A 16878-nucleotide genomic window follows, 5' to 3' on the forward strand; every position below is an offset into this window, starting at 1 on the left:
TTTCCCTATCATTCTTACAACAATTGATCAATTCCAATAAGAATTAATAACACACCTGCAATTATAGTTGCCCATTTCCCTAAGTATTCAGCTAAAAATCTTTTACCAACATACGTAAAACCACTAATACAAATAAAACTAAAAACTCCAGAAATACATGCCGTAAGCCAAAGATTTAAATTTGTTACTCCAGCATCAAATCCACCTGCAATATTGTTTATGGACAATGCAACTCCTAAAACAATTGCTTCAGAAAAACTAATTGTTTTAGAACCATCAAAATCTGCTTTTTCTGGATCACGTAAAACCCCCATAAGTACACTACTATCTTTAGATTCTACGGTATCTTTTTGACTCAAGAAAGGCTGACATAAAATAAACACCCCGATTATTCCTAAAACTATTGCTCCAATAATGTTTGCTGTGAACTCTGAAATAAATAATGCGATCCAATTCCCAAAAAATCCAGCTAGTAAAGTAAATAAAAATCCAAAAAATGCGATGATAAAATTATTAAGCCACGAAATTCTAATTTTACGAATGCCATATGCAATCCCAACACCTGCATTATCTAAATTAGACGCAATCCCGATTAAAAAAATTGAAAATAAACCTGCCGTACTCATCGTACAGTCACCCCTTTTCTCACTTTTCATTGCATATTATGAAAATGTTGAGCAACTGTGCCTGTCTGTTTCATATACTTGTAATAAATGCTCAACATTTTTTCAACGATAGACAATAGAAAAGGAGTGCCTACATTATGCCCAATGAAAATCCAAATGAGCGGCTCGGTAAATTAATAAAGAAACTGTTAAAGGAGCGGGCTCTATCTATGCGCCAACTAGGAACACTTACAAATATTGATCCTGCAACAATTTCAAGAATAATTAATGGCAAACAACAACCGAAGCAAAACCATTTACAAAAATTCGCAAACTGTCTACAAGTTCCACCGCAATTATTACTTGATGAAATGTACCCTGACTCTCCACACATAAATAAGGAAAAAGCAGATATGTACACATCTCTCGATACAATTCAACAAACATTACAATCCTCTAACCTATTCGACTTCGAATACACAACAACTCGTGTAAAACAAGAACTTGAAAATTACGAGCGCTATGCTCAAACTACTGAAGGCGAAAAACGTATTCACGAGAGTTTCAAAAGTAAAATAGAACAAATTGATAGTGCTGGTCCTTTCATTGAGCAATTAACAAATATGTACCAACAATTTTGTACAGAAACCATTTCAACCGAAGAGCGTGCAATTATTGGGGGTGCCTTACTATATTTCATTTTATCAACAGACATTATCCCCGATTATCTTTTTCCAATCGGCTATTTAGATGATGCGATTGCCGTTGAATTAGCTAAAGAGAAATTAATTGAAATAAAACGAAAAACATAGAAAAATAAAGAACTATTTCAGTTGTTTATGTTCAACTCTGAAATAGTTCACTAAAAAAGCGTACAAGTACATACCTGTACAATTTCAATATACTAATCTATTTTTTTGTATGACACCATTCATATATGAACGCTGTTATTACTTTTGTAAATTCAATTAACTGCTCAACTTCAACTTTCTCATTTATTGAATAAGCTTCTTCTAATGTACCTGGTCCGTAAATAACAGCTGGAATGTTAAACTCACTAAACCATCCGCCATCAGTTACCGTTGCTGACATATTTAAAATTGCATTTTTAGATAAAATAGATTCATGTACTGAACTTAGCGTTTTTACAGCAACATGTTCGCTATCTACTTCTAAAGAAGGAAAAATTTCGCCACGATCCACAATCATTGATTCTCCGCCCCACTTAAATTGTGGTGGGTTCTCGCTTAACCATGGATCTGCTGCTGCCACTTTTCCTAAATACTCTTCTATTTCTTCTATTATTTGTTCATGCGTTTCATTTGGATAAAAATGTACGGTTATCCACAATCGGCACTCATCCGCAATAAATGCCGCATGACGTCCTCCTTCAATAACAGCTGGATTAATTGTTGTTGTTCCAGATGGATAGCCTTCATATGTTTTCATGACTGCCCAATGACGCTCTAATTCTTGTAAGCTTTGGACAATCTTCATCATTTTCTCAATCGCACTCGCTCCAAATAGACGTCCTCCAGCATGGATCATTTGTCTACGTGTTGCATCATGAAACGTTTGCGGGCTTTTCACTGTAATCCATCCAGTAATTACGCCGCCCTGCCCTTGCATATGTAAATTACTTGTATCAACTACTACTGCAAAATCAGCATCATAACCACGCTTACAACATTGAAGTGTCCCTGCTTCTCCTACTTCTTCGCCAATTACCGATTGAAAAATTAAATCTCCAGGTAATTCAATCCCCACTTCTTCTAAAAGCTGAATAGCAAATAAGGCTCCAGCTAGTCCACCTTTCATATCTGCCGCGCCTCTCCCAACTAACCAACCATCTTTTATAAACGGCTCAAACGGCTTTGTTTCCCACGGTTCGTCCTTTGATACTTCTGCAACATCTATATGTCCATTAATAATGAGACTTTTATGTGACTCACTTGCTGTCCCTTTTTTCACTCCAACAACATTCGGATCATTCGGATATACATCCCACTTATCAATACTAAAATTTCGTTTTTTTAGAAACTCTGCCACAAATTCTTGCGCCTCATTTGTATTTCTTGCTGGTGGTGCTGGTGTTTCAAAGCGAATTAAAGCTTTTGTAAGTTCTAGTAGCTCGTCTTTTCGTAAATCAATCTGTTTTAATAGCTGTGAAACTTCTTGATTCATTGCTAATTCCCCTTTGCATACGTAGTATGTTTCCAGCTTTATTTTTACAAAAAAAGAGACTGTTTACAATTCTACAGTCTCTAAATTCCTTGTTATTATAAATTCAATTTCAACTATAAACTTTCTAATTCTGTTGTATTCATCTTTTCGATATGTTCTATTTTACTTTTCTTACTTCTTGTAGCACGGTAAAACAGTAAACAAACGATCATAAATGGAATACCACAATATAATGCCATTCTTTGTTCTGGAATAAAAGCCATAGCTACAATTACTGTTAAATTTAATACTAAAGCAAGAATTGGAACAAATGGATACAGTGGTGTTTTAAATTTCAAATCCTTAATATCTCCCCCTTGCTTCACGTATGTCCTTCTAGCTAATAGGTTAGATAAAGCAATAGATGCCCAAACTAATATCGCTCCAAACCCAGCAATAGAAAGAAGCCATAAATAAACTGTATCTTCCGCATAAATACCTGATAGTAATGAGAGACACCCTACAAACGTACTTACAATCAATGCATAAATAGGAACACCGTTTTTAGATAACTTACCAAAAATCGGGCTAATCATTCCTTGATTAGACATAGACCATAGCATACGGGAAGTTGCATATAATCCTGAATTCGCAACTGATAGTACAGCTGTAATAATAACAAAATTTATAATATCAGCCGCATAAGGAATACCAATTTTATCAAATACAACTACGAATGGACTTTCTATCACTCCTGCTTGCTGCCAAGGAAATAGTCCCGCAAGAATAAAAATAGATAGTACAAAGAAAATAAGTATGCGCCAAACTGTATTATTAATTGCCTTCGGGATAGTTTTCTCTGGATTTTCACTCTCACCAGCTGCAATACCAACTAGTTCTGTTCCTTGGAAGGAAAAATTAACTGCAATCATCGTAATTAAAATGGCTGATAACCCATTTGGGAACAATCCACCATAATCAGTAAAGCTAGAAAACATCGGCGCTGGTTCATTTCCTTTCATATCTAGAAAACCAAACATTGCTGCCCCGCCCAAAATGATAAATGCAATAATTGTAATTACTTTAATACTTGCAAACCAGAATTCAACCTCCGCAAAACTTCTTGAAGATAACGCATTAATAACAAAGAGCAATACGGCAAACACTACGCACCAAATCCATGATGGTACATCTGGAAACCAACGTTTCATTAATATACTAACTGCAATTAATTCAATGCCTATCGTAGCCGTCCAGTTTAGCCACGACATCCATCCCACTACATAACCCGCTGCAGGTGAAATATGTTTTGTAGCATATGTTTGATACGATCCTGCATCAGGCATCGCAACCGCTAACTCTCCAAGACAGAGCATCGTTAAATACATAACAAATCCACCGACAAGATACGCTACAATCGCTCCTCCAGGTCCAGCTTCATGAATTGTATAACTGGATCCTAAAAAAAGCCCAGTACCAATAACCCCTCCGAGTGCAATCATAAATATGTGCCGACTTTTCAATTCTCTTTTTAATCCCTGGTTTTGATCCATCATATAAATCCCCCCTTTTCACTTTGCAAACCCATTTAATGTAAGCGTTTTTAAAATTCTTCATAGTAAAAATAATTATTTAAAAGAGCAAAATACATATTACTACTATTAATCACTACCTGTTATTAAAAGGTCATCCCTCACTGTTATTAATAGTTTTTGATCAGCGATAGCTTGTCCTTCTACCACTTCTAATGATTCGATATAACCACTGATTCCCACTTTAATTTCCACCTGCTGCTTATCTATTGTTTCAATTAACGCTAATTTTTCCCACTCATATACGTAAGAACTTTCAGTAACAAATAATTTCTCTACTTTCCCGTAACAAGGACTATATACGCCTTCTATAACCGTCTTCACTTTATAAATTCCTCCCTCTTATTAATTGAAACTGAAACGTTGCATACACTATAAAGATTCATAATCCCCCTACTCTTTAAATTTAGAGATCTTAACTACTATTCATGCAAAATACGTACCAACCTTAATACCTATGTAAAATTAGGATTTCTTACGAAAAAAATCTGCATAACCGCAAAATTTTTCTATCATTTGAAAATTTTTAAGAGAAAATAGCAAAAAAATTTTGCGATTTTATAAGAATTTTAATAAAATTATAAAAAGTCAGTCTTCATAGGGTATAACGAGGAGAAGATAATACATGCATACAGAAGAAATCAATTTTAAAAAGATTATTGAAATGAATGTGCTATACGAAACTTTACTCAATGAACTAGATATTGGGATCCATATTATTAATGAGGAAAGTAAAACGATTATCTATAACCGTAAAATGATGGAAATTGAATCAATGGATCGCTTAGATGTGCTAGATAAAAATCCTTTAGAAGTATTTGCATTTGAAGAAAATAAAAATAGTACTCTTATAGAGGCTTTAAAACTTGGAAAAACAAACAAAAATATAAAACAAACGTATTTTAACAATAAAGGACAAGAGATTACGACGATTAACGATACTTTTCCTATAATAGAAAATGGAAAAATTAAAGGCGCTATTGAAATTTCAAAAGAGATTAGTCATTTAAAGCAAACAATGAAAACGAACCTTTCTCGAAAACAAAATACTAAGTTTACCTTTGATCACATAATTGGTGATTCTAGAGCTATTCAATCGGTCATTACAGAAGCAAAGAGAGTAATACGTACGCCATCCTCCATACTTATCATCGGGGAAACAGGGACCGGTAAAGAGCTATTTGCGCAAAGCATCCATAATGAAAGCCAGCGTTCAACAAAACCATTTATTTCGCAAAACTGTGCCGCTATACCAGAAACCTTAATGGAAAGTTTACTATTTGGTACAAATCGAGGTGCTTTTACAGGAGCAATAGATAAACCTGGTTTATTTGAAGAGGCAAATGGGGGAACTTTGTTATTAGATGAAATCAACTCATTAAGCCCAGCACTTCAAGCTAAATTATTGCGTGCTATACAAGAGAAAACAATACGAAGAATTGGGGGGGCGCAAGAAAAAGAAATTGATGTTCGTATTATAGCAACTATTAATGAAGATCCTCTTGAAGCCATAGCACACAATCGATTAAGACAAGACTTATATTACCGATTAAGCGTTGTTACTTTATGTCTTCCACCTTTACGGGAACGAAAAGAAGATATTACATATCTTGTTCAACACTTTATTGAAAAATACAATATCCAATTTGATCTTAGCGTAAAAGATGTAGATTTAAACGTAAATAACTTCTTCTATAAATACGATTGGCCTGGTAATGTGAGAGAACTAGAACATATAATTGAAGGCTCCATGAACTTAATAGAAGATAAAGATATCATTACAGCGTTCCATATGCCAACGCACTTTCGCGAACTAGCAAAAAAGGAACTGAATATGCAGACTCCGCTAACTAGTCACAATACTGATACGCCACAAACTTTAAAACGTATAATCGAAGAAATGGAAAAGAAATATATCCATCAAATTCTTAAAGAAAATAAAGGTAATATCTCACAAGCCGCAAAATTTTTAGGATTGAGTAGACAAAACTTACAATATCGAATTAAAAAATTGCACTTACACATATGAAATGAATCTTTCTCCAAGTACAAGTAACCATTTGGAAAAATATGTTATAATTTACATGTGACATGATAGAAAGGGGCGATATATATGAGTAATGATAAAAAATTAAAGTTATTACAATACTTATACCTTCTTCCTGCCGTTCTATGTATGATGTTATTCATTAATATTGATATGAACAGCTTTCCTTATGCAAAGCTATTAGCCACAATTAGCGGCTCCTTTGCAGCTATTATGCTTGCTGCTTTTTGGAATTTGAAGCTACGTATGAAAAGAGAAAAATCTTCTTAAACGAACAAAGTTAATTATCATAAAAAACACGAGACGGTTACCGCTCTCGTGTTTTTTCATTCTACTCTCTTTATCTCAATGATTTGAAATTTAACTCAAAATTAGTTATATACTGAAAAAATGTACTTTAGTAAAATCGACAAATTTCGACATTTTGTTTTCATTATATTTGTTATCATGTAAGTTCTAAATCTGACATTTCAACATCTTTGAAGATTGTTTATATAAACTTCACTTATGTTAATAACATGTAGTTCATTTTGTTGAACTAACAAATTGTGAGTTGGATGAAAAAGCTAATAAATATTTTCTAAAAGGTGGTTACTATGAAAAGAACAGCAGAATTTGTATTAGGATTAATTGGTGGTATATTCGGGATTTTATGTGCATTCATTGCTTTATTTATCGGAGGCATAGGAGCAGCAGTTGAAGCTGACGGAGCTAATCAAATTATTGGATTAGGCTGGGCTGCTGTAGCTCTTTCAATATTGGGGATTGTTGGATGTGTTATGGTTAAGAGCAAAGCTAAAGTAGGTGGCATTATGATGACTATCGCTGCCATTGGTGGATTTATTTGTATTTCTATTGTTTACTTATTACCAGGTGTTTTATTATTAATCGGCGGATTAATGGGGATTTTCCGAAAAGATAAGACTACTGCATCAGCATAAAAGAAGAAGCACTCAAATGAGTGCTTTTTTCTTATTCATATCTTTTCTAAAACTCAATCTTCTCCAAGTACAATCCACTCGCCTCAGCAAGACAATTAATTTGATTACGTTGTTTTTCCTCTAAAATGTTTGGAATTGCGTCCGCCTCTAATTGTCCTAATCCAACTTCAATTAATGCTCCAACAATTTTCCGCACCATGTTATGAAGGAATCCGTTACCACTTACTCTAATTTGTACAAATCCTGATTCTTCGGAAACATCAAGTGTATACACTTCTCGAACCATAGATTTTTTCTTAGACTTTGCATTTGAAAAAGCAGTGAAGTCATGTGAACCAATTAAATGTTTCGCAGCTTCTTTCATGCTTTTCACATTTAATTGTTTATTCACGTGCATGCTGTATTTACGCATAAATGGGTTCGTATGCTCTTCATTCCAAATTTTATAAAGATATGTTTTTGCTTTAGAATTGTAACGAGCATGGAAACGATCTGGTACTTCTTCTACACTCGTAATACTAATATCATTTGGTAAATATTGATTTAAATACTTTTTCACTTTATTTTCTACTAACTTCTCATCACTTTGAAAGTTAGCTACTTGGTTCAAAGCGTGTACACCAGCATCCGTTCTACTACAGCCGATAATTTCAGTTTCTTTTCCGACCATTTCAGATATTATACTTTCGATTTTCCCTTGAATCGTATTGTCATTATTCCCAAGACGTTGCCACCCTTTATAACGCGCACCGTCATATTGAATCGTCAATTTATAATTGTTCATCGTATTCTCCTTACTTCCATTCGCTAAATAAAATATACCCTCACATAGCTCCTGCTTTGTGAGGGACATATCCTTATTGAATGTTACTTTCTAACAAGTTTCACTACATTTTCTACATGAGCGGTATGCGGGAACATATCAACTGGTTGCACATACTCCACTTCATAACTCTTCATTAATGTTTGCACATCACGTGCTAATGAGGATGGATTACAAGACACGTAAACAACTTGTTTCGGTTTCACTTTTAAAATCGTTTCAAGTAATTTATCATCGCAACCTGTACGCGGTGGATCGACAACAATGACATCTGGACTCCAGCCTTCTTTCACCCATTTTGGTAACCATTGTTCCGCTTTACCAGCTTCATACTTTGCATTTGTGAATCCGTGGCGTTTTGCATTTTTCTTTGCATCTTCAATCGCTTCTGGAATTACATCCATACCACGTACTTCCGCTGCATCATTCGCAAGCCAAAGTCCAATTGTACCGACACCGCAATACGCATCCACAATCTTCTCGTTTCCTGTTAAAGCAGCTGCTTTTTTCGCTTCATCGTATAAAACAACAGTTTGTTCTGGATTTAATTGGAAGAATGCTCGTGCTGATAATTCAAATGATAAATCACCTAGTGTTTCTTGAATTACTTCTTTTCCAGCTAATTTAAATGTTTTATCACCGAAAATAACAGATGTTTTACGCCAGTTTACGTTTTGCATAATTGATTTAACACTTGGCATTTGTTTTTGTACTTCTGCGATAAATTGATCTTTATTTGGTAATTCTTCTTTTGTTGTAATAAGTGTGACTTGCACTTCCCCTGTTTGAACTGCAGTACGTGTCACAATTGTGCGTACTAAACCTTTTTGTTTTTTCTCATTGTAAATAGAAACATTTAATTTTTCTAATATACGTCTTACAACTTTTGTCGCTTCATTCGTTGCTTTATGTTGAATCATGCAATGAGAAATATCAATTAACTGATGTGAGTTTTGCTTATATAACCCTGTAATAACCTTTTCGTCTTTACGCCCCACTTGCAATTGACTTTTATTACGATAATGCCATGGATTTTCCATACCAAGCGTCGGGCGAATTTTCTCTTCTAGACTGTCATTCATATACTTCTCGAATGCTTGTACAACGATATCACGCTTTTGATTTAATTGTTCTTTATAATCTAGATGCTGTAATTGACAGCCACCACACTCCTCATATACTGAACATGGTGCTTTCACACGATGTGGTGATGATTTACGAACTTTTTTCACTTTCGCTTCAGCGAAGCCACGCTGAATTTTCGTTGCTTCAGCAACAACTTCTTCTCCTGGCAATGCCCCTGGAATGAAAACAACTTGTCTCTTAAAATAACCAACGCCTTCTCCGTTAATCCCAAGACGTTTAATTGTCACAGGAAACGTTTGACCAACTTCCAACTTACTCTCTTGTTGCTTTTGTATCATTATTACACCTCTACTCTATACTTTTCCATAAATATAACGCTGCATAACTGCAATATGGTTCACACTCTTGTTTCACTTTTTCTAAAAATGCATCATCAGGCTTATCATCTAATTGAAATACACCTTGCACTGCGCGCTGAATTCCAATGTCTGCTTTTGGAAACATATTTTTCCGACCAAGCCCAAACATTAAAAAGTTTTGCACTGTCCATGCCCCAATACCCCTTATTGGTAACAATTGTGCCGATACTTCTTCTTCTGTTTCGTTTTCTATCCTTGCTAAATCTAATTTACCGCCTACAATATGTTTTGCTAATCCTACTATATATTCGGCTTTTCGCTGACTAAACTTCTGCTCTCTCAATTCTTCTATTGAAATGTTCGCTACTCTTTCTGGTGTTGGGAAAAAGAAAACGCCGTTCTTCTCTGTCCCATATCGCTTTACAAATTGATCTGTTAGCACAGTAGCAAATTTCAAATTTATTTGTTGATGAATAATACAGCGAAGAAGACAAGCGAAATAATCGAATTCTAAAATAATTGGAGTATAAGCATATGTTTCAAATAGTGGACGTAATGATGTGTTTAAAAAATGATTTTGTATATTTTGAAACGGTTCATTCCAGTGAAAAATGGACCTCATTCGTTTCATTACTTTCTCTTGATCTCCTGCCTGACTAGAGATCCAAAACTGTGGATTTTGAACAGTACCAATCCCTTGCAAACGAACAACAATCTGTTCTTCGTCTATAAAAAGCGGGACATAAATTACTTTCTCGTCTAATTGAATGACGTTTAACGGGTCGAAAGATAAACGCTTTAGTACTTCCTCAAAATGGTACGGATATTCTAACGTAACATGTTCGCTCCACATACGTTTCCCCATCCTTTTTACACATCATTATAGCATGAGAAAACCGCAAGCATACATGCTTACGGTTGATTGCTTTTTACTAAATCATCTAGGCTTTTAAAATGATACCCTTTCTCGCGCAAATCATCAATGATTTTCGCAAGTGCTTCTGCATTATCTTTTGATATTGCATGAAGTAACAAAACAGATCCTGGATGAATCATAGTCATTACATTATTATGAGCGTATTGCCATCCTCTTTGCTGATCTACTTTCCAATCAAGAAATGCAAGCGACCAAAACACATTATAGTATCCCATTTCTTTCGTAAGAGCTAGCGTTCGTTCACTAAACACGCCTCGCGGAGGACGTACATATTTCACTTCTTTTTGTCCTGTCACTTTTTTAATTTCTTCCGTTACACTTGTTAATTCTTCACGAAGCTTTGCATCGTTTACTGCTGTAAAATCAGGGTGACTCCAAGAATGATTACCAATAATATGTCCTTCATTTTTCATTCTTAATAATAAATCTTTTTGTGTTTTTATATAGTGCCCCGTCACAAAGAAAGTTGCAGGTACTTTTTTCTCCTTCAGTACATCTAAAATCTTTCCTGTATATCCATTTTCGTATCCATTATCGAATGTTAAATAAATGTCTTTTTTCTTCGTATCACCTAAGTAAAATCCACCATTTTTTTGTAGTAATTCTGTATATAATTTCCCTGCATCTGGCACCGTTTCATTTTTAGGGCGTGGGATCCCCCAGTTATGTGGTGTATTCGTATAAGCAAATGTTGAAACTGGAACAAGTGCCATCATAATTGAAAAAATGAGACCTATATATAACCATTTATATTTCATAAATAGTCTCCTTTCCATATATAATCGTACCTGTAGTTTCTGTTTTCACTCTTTCTTTCATGCTGAACATGTTTTTCTATATATACCAAAAAAATACACCTCGAATGATTCGAGGTGTATTTCTCTTTACTTAAATACAGGTTCTTTAAAGCTCGCCAATTTTTCAAGTGATGTTTTATCAACATCAGCATGTAGGCTTTTCCCATGAGAATCCATCGTTACAACTGCTTTAAAACCATCGATACGTAAATGCCACATTGCTTCTGGGATACCGAATTGTAAGAAATCAACATCTTTCACTTCTTTAATACATTCAGCATAATATTGCGCTGCACCACCAATTGCATTTAAGTACACACCACCGTGTTCTTCTAAAGCTGCTAATGTTTTAGCACCCATACCGCCTTTACCAATTACAGCACGAATACCGAACTTTTTCATAATATCGCCTTGATATGGCTCTTCACGAATACTTGTCGTTGGACCTGCCGCTTTAATTTGCCAATTATCATTTTCATCTTTCACTACAACTGGACCACAATGATAAATAATTTGTCCCTTTAAATCTACTGGACAATCGTTATCCATTAAATGTTTATGAATCGCATCACGTCCTGTATACATCATGCCGTTAATTGTAACAACATCACCAACACGAAGTTCACGAATTTGCTCTTCTGTAATTGGAGCTTGTAATACGATTTCACGCTGCTCTGTTTGTTCTTGCGCAGCGTCTTGTTGAAGTGTATCTTCACCTTCTTGGTATAACCAATCCATAATTTCACCTGTTTCAGGATGAATTGTTACGCCAAGACGACGATATGCCCAACAATTATACGCAACAGATACGTAGAAGCTTGCTGGCAAACGATTATATACTCCAACTTTGCAACCTAATAAAGTTGTTTCTCCGCCAAATCCCATCGTACCAATGCCAAGCTTATTTGCATTCTCTAATACATACTCTTCAAGCTTGTGTAATTCTGGAACTGGATTTACATCATCTAATGTACGGAATAATTGATTTTTTGCTAATTCGTAACCTGATGTGCGGTCTCCCCCGATACCGACGCCGATTACTCCTGCGCTACACCCTTGACCTTGCGCTTGATATACTGCATGAAGAAGGCATTTACGAATTCCTTCTAAATCACGCCCAGCTCGTCCAAGTCCTTCTATTTCACAAGGCAGGCTATATTGAATATTTTTATTTTCACAACCGCCGCCCTTTAAAATTAAACGTGCATCAATGTAATCTTTTTCCCATTGTTCAAACTTAATAACAGGTGTACCTGGTCCTAAATTGTTTCCGCTATTGTCTCCAAAAAGAGAATCAACAGAGTTTGGACGAAGTTTACCATCTTTTGTCGCCCGCTCAAGCGCACTATAGATAGCTTCCTTCAGTTTTAATTGATTCACACCAACTGGTGTATAAATTTTAAACGTTGGCATCCCTGTATCTTGGCAAATTGGCGAGATATTATCATCTGCCATTTTAATGTTATTTGTAATTGTGCCAAGTGCCATCGCTGAACGAGTCCCTGCATTTTCTCGTTCTTTCGCTTGTTGAATTGCGCGACGAACATCTTTCGGTAAGTTCGTTGACGTTTCAACAATTAGTTGATACATGCTTTCTTGAAGCTTTTCCATTGTTACTTCCCCCTCAATTGTGAACGCTACCAAAACGTTATGAAATGAAAATTCCATTGTTATACTCTTCAGCTGTTTATTTATCCCGCTATTTGCGGGCAGTAAGACTCCCACCTCAAAATTCAGGTGGAGCAAAGAAGTTAGGTTGGAGATCAACTGCCCGTAAACGCCCGATTGGTGAAGGCTAATACTCAGTGGGGAATGAACTCCCCACTGAGTAAAGTTTCACTTTATTTCACGCCATTAAAGGTTAAATGAAATTTTTCACAACTTGATTATACCTTTTTTTCTATATTCCTTCTATTATCCGTACAGAAAAAGGCTGCCAATTTTGTAGTGGCAGCCTTTTTAATATATTATTCGTCTTTTTTAAATTGCTCACATTTCAGTTCTAATTCATCTAACATTGCAAGAAGACGATCTACATCTTCTAATTCTACCTCTTCTGGTTCAATCGTATCAATTACTTCAATGAACATATTTAAACGTTCTTTCAAATATACTAGTTGTGAATCTTTACCTTGAATTGCTTTTCCCATGAAGGCACTCTCCTTTTAATTCGAGTTGCTTTTATTATACCGCAAAAATGATTGCTATGGGCATGTAATTTCATCAATTTTGTCGCAGTAATTCATTATAATGTAAGCCCTCTCTCTTTTTTCACAAAAAAGTTTCACTTTATAAAAAGCACATATTCTTCTATTATAGAGAATGGACAAATTGTTATTTCAATAGTCAAAGGAGTATTTCATATGACGATATCACAAATAATGAAGCCGATTACTCCTTCTTACGATCCATGGGAAGCGTATATGGACCTTGAAGAGTACGGCAAACTACTATTAACAAACGTTGAGTTTACAACGACGACGTTATGCAATATGCGTTGCGAGCATTGCGCTGTTGGTTACACATTACAGCCGAAAGATCCAAACCCGCTTCCGATGGAGCTTTTATTAAAACGATTAGATGAGATTCCTCATTTACGTTCTTTAAGTATTACAGGCGGAGAACCTATGCTTTCAAAAAAATCCGTCGACAACTATGTAACACCACTCTTAAAATACGCCCATGAACGAGGCGTTCGCACTCAAATCAACTCAAACTTAACTATAGATTTAGCACGTTACGAACAAATTATTCCCTACTTAGATGTATTGCACATTTCACATAATTGGGGAACAATCGATGACTTCGTTGAAGGCGGATTTGCAATGATGGAGCGTAAGCCTACTTATGAACAGCGCGCTAAATTATTTGAAAGAATGATTACAAATAGTAAAGCTCTATCAGAGGCAGGTGTACTCGTATCAGCCGAAACTATGTTAAACAAACGAACTCTACCACATATTGAACATATTCACCGTCAAATCGTTGAAGAAATGGGCTGTAAACGTCATGAAGTGCACCCGATGTATCCGAGTGACTTCGCTAGCACACTTGAAATTTTAACAAAAGAAGAAATTCGAAATGCAGTTGAACATTTATTAGAGATCCGTGATGAAAATGTGTGGATGTTATTCGGAACATTACCTTTCTATGCATGTAGTGATAATGAACACGATTTAGCTACACTAAAGAAATTACATGAAAGTAAAAATGTAACTGTCCGCAATGATCCAGATGGTCGTTCTCGTTTGAACGTAAATATTTTCGATGGAAATATTATCGTGACCGACTTCGGTGATGTCCCGCTTCTAGGTAATGTACAAACAAATACACTACAAGAAGCTTACGACAAATGGTGTGACTCAAAAACAGCAAAATCATTAAGTTGCCATTGTCCTGCTGTGAAATGCCTTGGACCGAATGTTCTTGTAAAAAATAGCTACTATCCAAAAGAAGATTTCTTATCAAAAACATCAAACATTATGTTATAAATAAAAAACGTCAGCTTATAGGCTGACGTTTTTTATTTCATTGTGCATGCGATGAAGAAACAAATTTAAAAAATAAATGATCATGAATTGGAATTGCAGCTCCGATTCCTTGAGATGTAATATTTTTCACGACAAGCTTTTTTTGATTCCCTTTTAACACAAGGTAGACTTCTCCAAATGTTACTTTTCCTTTTTCATTTACTGCTGGTGTATACGCATATAAATATCCAAGTTGACTTGGACTAATATTATAAACACGCTCATGTCCGGTACCATAACCAATGGTTGTTTTAAATGAAAGTGGCAATTGTACTTTTTCAAGCGCTTTTAGAAGCATCATTTTTTTCACATCTGTAGTATCTTTCATATCTGCTGTTAAATCACCTTCGATTGTCTTTTGGGTTTCTTGCTTATAGCGAAGTGGGTATAAGCGATCCCCTCCGCGATTATCATATACATTTCGATTTACTTGCTTATATTCCCAATTAATCGATGTGTCTATTGACTCATAATTTAATGCCCATTGCCCTAAATAAATTTTCGCTCGGTACCCTACTGCAAGCGGTGCATTCGAAATTGTCGTTTCATTAAACATTCGAATTAAATCTGGGTTTTCAATTTTAATATTTGTTGTTTTCAATAATTCTTGAGCAAACTTACTCGGCTGTAAACGTGGTAAATCTTGTGCATCATTTGGAAATGTATTATCTTTTGAAATATTTAAAACAGATGAAGGCATTTTTACTTCTACTGTCGTCTTTGCAAAACTACTGTTAGGAAATAATAAAATAAACGAGACCATAGTTGAAAGACATATGCTGTACACTCGTTTCACCTGTCAGGCTCCTTCCTACGTAAAGGTATATAAATTACTGTATTTATTGTTTTCCCTCAAACACATTGTTATCCCTATTTTTCATAATAAATAAAAACCAATTCCCATAATGACATACGCAGCTAATAAAGTGCCTCCTTCAAACCAGTTTGTATCCCCATCATTTGAAATAGCAATAGTTAAGAAAACAGCTGTAATCATGGAAACAAGCTCTGGTATTGTAAATACTAACGGCATCTTTTGTGCAAAAAACATCGAAAGAAGTACTAACACAGGAGCAACAAACATGGCGATTTGTAATGTAGAACCTACTGCAATTTCAACGGCGATATTCACTTTATTTTTATACGCCATAATAATTGCAGATGCATGTTCTGCTGCATTACCAACAATCGCAACGATGATAACCCCTATAAATAACTCTGACCAGCCAAATGACTTTGCAACCGTTTCAAAAGTATGTACGAGTGCCTCTGAAACATAAGCTACCGCAATTGTTGCTATCGCTAAAACGAGTAGCGCTTTACCTTTCGACCACTCAGGCTCCTCCTCATGTACTTCTTCATCGCTCTTATGTTGATATACACCGCGGTGTGTAACTAACTTAAATAGCAATGCAGCAAGGTACATAATGATCATAATAATAGAAACACCAATACTTAATTGATACGTCTTTCCAGCATCCATTTTCATTGAAAAAATCTCTGGAATAACAAAAGCTACGACAACAGCAAATATTAATAAAGCTGAATTATGCCTTGCATCGTAAACATTAAAGCTTTGTCTTTTATATTTAAGGCCTCCTATAAAGAAGGATAGCCCTCCTACTAATAGTAAGTTTCCAAGTACAGAACCAGTTAAAGATGCTAGCACTACTTCAATTAATCCTGCTTGAAGTGCGAAAATTGAAATGATAAGTTCAACCGCATTACCAAAAGTAGCATTTAATAATCCACCTATCCGAGGTCCAGAAACAATTGCTAAACTTTCTGTTGCTCTCCCCATAAACCCCGCTAATGCGATAATCGTAATGCAATATACAGCAAACATAATTGTTTGAGGCCAATGCAATGTTTTTCCGAGTACAGAAAGTGGTACACCTATAAGCGCTACTATAAGAAATATTTTATTAAACATGCTTTCCATCCTTCCATCTTCTGTATTTCTCCTCAATATTATTATTATTCTTCTCCTAACTTGTC

At 35.3% G+C, this 16878-nt stretch carries 17 protein-coding genes; 5 read left to right on the forward strand and 12 right to left on the reverse strand.

The features are described from left to right. Positions 1-14 precede the first annotated feature (14 nt). Positions 15-626, reverse strand: coding sequence for a sporulation membrane protein YtaF (ytaF, locus tag ABH959_RS18170; RefSeq protein WP_002091150.1), 612 nt, complete (start codon positions 624-626; stop codon positions 15-17). Positions 627-763: 137 nt separating this feature from the next. On the opposite strand from ytaF, the gene ABH959_RS18175 reads away from it, so the two are divergent. Beyond that, positions 764-1417 (forward strand): helix-turn-helix domain-containing protein, encoded by a 654-nt coding sequence (locus ABH959_RS18175; protein ID WP_002091151.1) that lies wholly within the window; start codon positions 764-766, stop codon positions 1415-1417. A 97-nt stretch (positions 1418-1514) separates the two neighbouring features. Here ABH959_RS18175 and ABH959_RS18180 read toward each other — a convergent pair whose 3' ends face one another. The 3 genes from ABH959_RS18180 to ABH959_RS18190 form a co-directional block, all read right to left on the reverse strand. After that, on the reverse strand, positions 1515-2789 hold the full coding sequence (locus tag ABH959_RS18180) for an acetylornithine deacetylase (protein WP_404493017.1): 1275 nt from the start codon (positions 2787-2789) through the stop codon (positions 1515-1517). Between the two features lie 113 nt (positions 2790-2902). After that, a complete protein-coding gene (locus tag ABH959_RS18185; protein ID WP_404457931.1) occupies positions 2903-4324 on the reverse strand; it encodes an amino acid permease in 1422 nt (473 codons plus the stop codon). 105 nt (positions 4325-4429) lie between these two features. Next, positions 4430-4684 carry a biotin/lipoyl attachment domain-containing protein gene (locus ABH959_RS18190; RefSeq protein WP_002010281.1) on the reverse strand — a complete coding sequence of 85 codons (255 nt, stop codon included), beginning with the start codon at positions 4682-4684 and terminating at the stop codon, positions 4430-4432. Positions 4685-4985: 301 nt separating this feature from the next. Between ABH959_RS18190 and ABH959_RS18195 the strand changes: the two genes are divergently transcribed. From ABH959_RS18195 to ABH959_RS18205, 3 genes are all read left to right on the forward strand, one after another. Beyond that, positions 4986-6389 carry a sigma-54 interaction domain-containing protein gene (locus ABH959_RS18195; RefSeq protein WP_404493018.1) on the forward strand — a complete coding sequence of 468 codons (1404 nt, stop codon included), beginning with the start codon at positions 4986-4988 and terminating at the stop codon, positions 6387-6389. 84 nt (positions 6390-6473) lie between these two features. After that, positions 6474-6677 (forward strand): hypothetical protein, encoded by a 204-nt coding sequence (locus ABH959_RS18200; RefSeq protein ID WP_002091158.1) that lies wholly within the window; start codon positions 6474-6476, stop codon positions 6675-6677. A 326-nt stretch (positions 6678-7003) separates the two neighbouring features. Continuing rightward, positions 7004-7348, forward strand: coding sequence for a DUF4064 domain-containing protein (locus ABH959_RS18205; RefSeq protein WP_002091161.1), 345 nt, complete (start codon positions 7004-7006; stop codon positions 7346-7348). A 46-nt stretch (positions 7349-7394) separates the two neighbouring features. Here ABH959_RS18205 and truA read toward each other — a convergent pair whose 3' ends face one another. The 6 genes from truA to ABH959_RS18235 all read right to left on the reverse strand — a co-directional run bounded on the left by truA (position 7395) and on the right by ABH959_RS18235 (position 13500). Further along, on the reverse strand, positions 7395-8132 hold the full coding sequence (gene truA, locus ABH959_RS18210) for a tRNA pseudouridine(38-40) synthase TruA (protein WP_404449287.1): 738 nt from the start codon (positions 8130-8132) through the stop codon (positions 7395-7397). 83 nt (positions 8133-8215) lie between these two features. After that, on the reverse strand, positions 8216-9595 hold the full coding sequence (rlmD, locus tag ABH959_RS18215) for a 23S rRNA (uracil(1939)-C(5))-methyltransferase RlmD (RefSeq protein ID WP_219300347.1): 1380 nt from the start codon (positions 9593-9595) through the stop codon (positions 8216-8218). Between the two features lie 10 nt (positions 9596-9605). Then, on the reverse strand, positions 9606-10469 hold the full coding sequence (locus tag ABH959_RS18220) for a DNA-3-methyladenine glycosylase family protein (RefSeq protein WP_085308942.1): 864 nt from the start codon (positions 10467-10469) through the stop codon (positions 9606-9608). A gap of 59 nt (positions 10470-10528) precedes the next feature. After that, the gene (gene pdaA, locus ABH959_RS18225) at positions 10529-11311 is read right to left on the reverse strand and encodes a delta-lactam-biosynthetic de-N-acetylase (protein WP_404493019.1); all 783 of its coding nucleotides are present in this window, start codon (positions 11309-11311) and stop codon (positions 10529-10531) included. A gap of 126 nt (positions 11312-11437) precedes the next feature. Further along, a complete protein-coding gene (gene fumA, locus ABH959_RS18230; protein WP_195743495.1) occupies positions 11438-12961 on the reverse strand; it encodes a class I fumarate hydratase in 1524 nt (507 codons plus the stop codon). Positions 12962-13317: 356 nt separating this feature from the next. Beyond that, positions 13318-13500 (reverse strand): SE1561 family protein, encoded by a 183-nt coding sequence (locus tag ABH959_RS18235; protein WP_002010264.1) that lies wholly within the window; start codon positions 13498-13500, stop codon positions 13318-13320. 213 nt (positions 13501-13713) lie between these two features. Here ABH959_RS18235 and yfkAB point away from each other — a divergent pair, with 213 nt between their 5' ends. After that, entirely contained in the window at positions 13714-14841 is a 1128-nt protein-coding gene (yfkAB, locus tag ABH959_RS18240) for a radical SAM/CxCxxxxC motif protein YfkAB (RefSeq protein ID WP_002125019.1), read from the forward strand. Between the two features lie 37 nt (positions 14842-14878). On the opposite strand, the gene ABH959_RS18245 is transcribed toward yfkAB, so the two are convergent. Both ABH959_RS18245 and cax read right to left on the reverse strand, forming a co-directional pair. After that, entirely contained in the window at positions 14879-15676 is a 798-nt protein-coding gene (locus ABH959_RS18245) for a YfkD famly protein (RefSeq protein WP_002091172.1), read from the reverse strand. 81 nt (positions 15677-15757) lie between these two features. Beyond that, the gene (cax, locus tag ABH959_RS18250; protein WP_113937971.1) at positions 15758-16813 is read right to left on the reverse strand and encodes a calcium/proton exchanger; all 1056 of its coding nucleotides are present in this window, start codon (positions 16811-16813) and stop codon (positions 15758-15760) included. Positions 16814-16878 lie beyond the last annotated feature (65 nt).

The sequence above is a fragment of the Bacillus sp. RC51 genome, from assembly GCF_044908115.1.
GTDB classification, from domain to species: Bacteria; Bacillota; Bacilli; order Bacillales; family Bacillaceae_G; genus Bacillus_A; species Bacillus_A mycoides.